The sequence below is a fragment of the Antarcticimicrobium sediminis genome (assembly GCF_004348975.1).
Lineage (GTDB): Bacteria > Pseudomonadota > Alphaproteobacteria > Rhodobacterales > Rhodobacteraceae > Antarcticimicrobium > Antarcticimicrobium sediminis.
Genome location: NZ_SMFP01000046.1, coordinates 1 through 4,003 on the forward strand (window position 1 = coordinate 1; position 4,003 = coordinate 4,003).

Here is a 4,003-nt window from a genome sequence, read left to right on the forward strand (position 1 = left end):
TAGCAGAAGTCTGTCTTCTACTGGATCAAATCAAGCCTATCGGACAATTAGTACCGGTCAACTGAACGCATTGCTGCGCTTACATCTCCGGCCTATCGACGTGGTGGTCTACCACGGTCCTCAGGGATACCTTGTTTTGAGGGGGGCTTCCCGCTTAGATGCCTTCAGCGGTTATCCTGTCCGATCATAGCTACCCAGCACTGCTATTGGCATAACAACTGGTCCACCAGTGGATCGTTCACCCCGGTCCTCTCGTACTAGGGGCAACTCCTCTCAAGTATCCTACACCCACGGCAGATAGGGACCGAACTGTCTCACGACGTTCTAAACCCAGCTCACGTACCTCTTTAAATGGCGAACAGCCATACCCTTGGGACCTGCTCCAGCCCCAGGATGAGATGAGCCGACATCGAGGTGCCAAACACTGCCGTCGATATGGACTCTTGGGCAGTATCAGCCTGTTATCCCCGGCGTACCTTTTATCCGTTGAGCGATGGCCCTTCCACTCGGGACCACCGGATCACTATGGCCGTCTTTCGACTCTGCTCGACTTGTCAGTCTCGCAGTCAGGCTGGCTTCTGCCATTGCACTCAACGAGCGATTTCCGACCGCTCTGAGCCAACCTTCGCGCGCCTCCGTTACGCTTTAGGAGGCGACCGCCCCAGTCAAACTACCCGCCACGCAGGGTCCCGGATCCGGATAACGGACCGCGGTTAGACATCAAGAGTGCGAAGGGTGGTATCTCAAGGTTGGCTCCACAGAAACTAGCGTTCCTGCTTCAAAGCCTACCACCTATCCTGCACATCACAATCCTGATGCCAGTGCGAAGCTGTAGTAAAGGTGCACGGGGTCTTTCCGTCTAACCGCGGGAAGCCTGCATCTTGACAGGCAATTCAATTTCGCTGAGTCGATGTTGGAGACAGCGGGGAAGTCGTTACGCCATTCGTGCAGGTCGGAACTTACCCGACAAGGAATTTCGCTACCTTAGGACCGTTATAGTTACGGCCGCCGTTTACCTGGGCTTCAATTCAGAGCTCTCACCCCTCCTTTTAACCTTCAGGCACCGGGCAGGCGTCAGACCCTATACGTCGTCTTGCGACTTCGCAGAGCCCTGTGTTTTTAGTAAACAGTCGCCACCCCCTGGTTTGTGCCCCCGCCCAAAACTTGCGTTCTGAACGGGCCTCCTTCTCGCGAACTTACGGAGGTATTTTGCCGAGTTCCTTCAACATCGTTCTCTCAAGCGCCTTGGTATTCTCTACCAGTCCACCTGTGTCGGTTTAGGGTACGGTCCTACGGAGGGCTATTTCCAGGAACTGCTAAGCGGCCTGCCCAATCCGATAAGGGCAAACAACCGTCGCAATCCGTCACATCCTCCTGGCCCAGGAATATTAACCTGGTTCCCATCGACTACGCCTTTCGGCCTCGCCTTAGGGGCCGGCTTACCCTGCTCAGATTAACTTTAAGCAGGAACCCTTGGACTTTCGGCGGGAGTGTCTCTCACACTCCTTATCGCTACTCATGTCATCATTCTCGCTAGTGATCTCTCCACCGGATCCCTCACAGGCCGGCTTCACAGAAAGCTCCTTGTGTCCAATCCCTCGGTCCGCCTGGATTACCAAACGAACATGAGGGTAAGGACACATGGAACTATGTCACACTACGCTCTGCTACCATGCCTTACGGCATCCTCAGCTTCGGCTCATGGCTTGAGCCCCGTTACATCTTCGCCGCAGGNGTTGGGGTTACCAAACGAACATGAGGGTAAGGACACATGGAACTATGTCACACTACGCTCTGCTACCATGCCTTACGGCATCCTCAGCTTCGGCTCATGGCTTGAGCCCCGTTACATCTTCGCCGCAGGACAACTTATTTAGACCAGTGAGCTGTTACGCTATCTTTAAAGGATGGCTGCTTCTAAGCCAACCTCCTGGTTGTTTTGGTCGTCCCACCTGCTTTCCCACTTAGCCATGAATTAGGGGCCTTAGCTGGAGGTCAGGGTTGTTTCCCTCTTCACTACGGACGTTAGCATCCGCAGTGTGTCTGCCATCTAGTACTCCCGGGTATTCGGAGTTTGGTTAGGATCAGTAAGCCTGTGGGGCCCCATTACCCATCCAGTGCTCTACCCCCCGGGGTATTCGGATGACGCTCTACCTAAATAGATTTCGCAGAGAACCAGCTATCTCCGAGTTTGATTGGCCTTTCACCCCTAGGCACAACTCATCCCGACCTTTTTCAACAGGTGTGGGTTCGGACCTCCAGTAAGTGTTACCTTACCTTCATCCTGGTCATGCCTAGATCACTCGGTTTCGGGTCTGATCCCACGAACTCATTCGCCCTATTAAGACTCGCTTTCGCTGCGCCTACACCTAACGGCTTAAGCTTGCACGTGAGACCAAGTCGATGACCCATTATACAAAAGGTACGCCGTCACCCCGCAAGGGGGCTCCGACTGATTGTAGGCGTTCGGTTTCAGGTACTGTTTCACTCCCCTCGTCGGGGTGCTTTTCACCTTTCCCTCACGGTACTGGTTCGCTATCGGTCAGTAAGGAGTACTTAGCCTTCGAGGGTGGTCCCCCGATCTTCAGACAGAATTTCACGTGTTCCGCCCTACTTAATACGTCCCGTTGAGCTTCCCATACGGGGCTGTCACCCGCTATGGCCATGCTTTCCAGCATGTTCTGGTCACTCTCAAGGCTCGGCTGGTCCCCGTTCGCTCGCCGCTACTAGGGGAGTATCAATTGATGTCCTTTCCTCCGGGTACTTAGATGTTTCAGTTCCCCGGGTTTGCTCTTATAAACCTATGTATTCAGTTCATAAGTACCTGTTTCAGCAAGATATAAGCAGCCAAAGGCTATTATATCAAACTGTCAGGTGGGTTGCCCCATTCGGAAATCCTGGGATCAAAGCCTATTCTCGGCTCCCCCAAGCTTATCGCAGAGTATCACGTCCTTCATCGCCTCTTACTGCCAAGGCATCCACCAAACGCCCTTCTCGCGCTTGATTTGATCCAGAAAAAGAAAGACTTCTTATATGCCCTACCGCTTCGCTACTTGAGGGCTAGGCCACTCCGGTAACGGGCGTCGGGCTAAAGTCGATCGCGGCAACAGAAGCTGGTAAGAAACTGTCGCCTTTATTCTGAGATCAAAAGCATACTATCCCGCTCGGTTCCGAAGAACCGAACATGTTTTGGTTAGTGTACTTGACTTGGACAACGTTGCTTCGTTTCAGCCGGGATATGCGCAGCGGGCCGAGGAAACAGCCCGAAGAACACCTTCCACCCGAAGGTGGAACCAACCGAGATCTCACTGCTACTTCAGTGGATCAAAGCAAGTTGATTGATTTCTCTCTATACGATGTCAATTCCGATGAACGTCCCGAAGGATCTTCATCGATGTCTGCAGAACAGACGTCCAAACATTCAGCGAATGCTTGAAGATATGTTCTACGAAGTGTCCTTTGCGACCAAAAGACTTGGTGGAGCCACTGCCAATCGACTTGACGATTGGCACACCCAAAACCCTGGGCTTCACCGCTGAACGCGCGAAGCAAGAGAAGTGGTGGAGCCTAGGAGGATCGAACTCCTGACCTCCNTCAAACATTCAGCGAATGCTTGAAGATGTGTTCTACGAAGTGCCCTTCCCTGCAAAGGACTTGGTGGAGCCACTGCCAATCGACTTGACGATTGGCACACCCAAAACCCTGGGCTTCACCGCTGAACGCGCGAAGCAAGAGAAGTGGTGGAGCCTAGGAGGATCGAACTCCTGACCTCCTGAATGCAAATCAGGCGCTCTCCCAGCTGAGCTAAGGCCCCATAAGAAGTGGTGGGTCGAGGAGGACTTGAACCTCCGACCTCACGCTTATCAGGCGTGCGCTCTAACCACCTGAGCTACCGACCCAGGTTTTCGTTTTGCACTGCAAAACAAAACCGGTGTGCGACAGGGTATTGCAAAGCAATGCCCGAGAGCAGCACTCAGTGGTTGTGTCACCTGGCAGCTGCCGG

At 53.4% G+C, this 4,003-nt stretch carries 2 tRNA genes and 1 rRNA gene; all 3 read right to left on the reverse strand.

Features of this window, described 5'->3' with window-relative positions:
• Positions 1 to 26 precede the first annotated feature (26 nt).
• The 3 genes from E1B25_RS22445 to E1B25_RS21840 all read right to left on the reverse strand — a co-directional run bounded on the left by E1B25_RS22445 (position 27) and on the right by E1B25_RS21840 (position 3,899).
• Positions 27 to 3,006: ribosomal RNA gene (locus E1B25_RS22445) — 23S ribosomal RNA — on the reverse strand.
• Positions 3,007 to 3,738: 732 nt separating this feature from the next.
• Positions 3,739 to 3,814: transfer RNA gene (locus E1B25_RS21835), tRNA-Ala, on the reverse strand.
• 8 nt (positions 3,815 to 3,822) lie between these two features.
• Positions 3,823 to 3,899, reverse strand: a tRNA-Ile gene (locus tag E1B25_RS21840).
• Positions 3,900 to 4,003 lie beyond the last annotated feature (104 nt).